Consider the following 684-nt stretch of genomic DNA (forward strand, 5'->3'; position numbering starts at 1 on the left):
ACCAACGCCGGAGCGACGCAGACGCTGGGCGAGTTGGTTGGCGTGTGCCTCCAGTTCGGCGTAGCGCAGCAGGCGTTGTCCTTGGCGCAGCGCGATGGCATCGGGTGTGCGCTGTACCTGCGCCTCGAACAGGTGGTGGATACAGGTGGCCGGTGCGAGTGGCGTGGTCTCGGTGACGGTGAAGCGCTGCAATTGCGTGCGCTCTTCCGCAGGCAACAGCGGCAGGTGCGCGACACGGGCGTGGTCGTCGGCGACCATGCCCTGCAACAGGGTCACGAACTGCGCCAGATGGCGTTCGATCGTGCTGCGCTCGAACAACGCCGTGGCATACCCCAGGTTGCCGACGATGCGGTCCTGTTGCTCGTGCAGCGAGAACTCCAGATCGAACTTGGCATCGGCTGCGTGCGACGGGATCGGCTGCAACCGGATGTCGGGCAGCACCAACTCGGCATCGGGCACGTTCTGCCAGGTGAGCACCACCTGGAACACCGGCTGCGCGGACAAACTCCGCTCGGGGTTGAGCGCCTCGATCACCTGTTCGAACGGTACGTCCTGATGATCCTGCGCGGCCAATGCCGTGGCGCGCACCTGCGCCAGCAGGTCGGCGACGCTCGGTGTACCACGCAGGTCGATGCGCAGCGCCTGGGCATTGACGAAGAAGCCGATCAACGCTTCGAGTTCGCT

Annotated in this window: 1 protein-coding gene; it reads right to left on the reverse strand. The window is 65.6% G+C overall.

All coding sequences use genetic code 11. From position 1 onward, the window contains the following. Positions 1–684, reverse strand: a 684-nt coding sequence (locus XANALMUS060_RS17265; RefSeq protein WP_045739497.1) for a condensation domain-containing protein, incomplete at both ends; no start/stop codon positions are given.

Origin of the sequence: Xanthomonas sp. MUS 060 (assembly GCF_000963215.1) — a bacterium.
Classification (GTDB): Bacteria; Pseudomonadota; Gammaproteobacteria; order Xanthomonadales; family Xanthomonadaceae; genus Xanthomonas_A.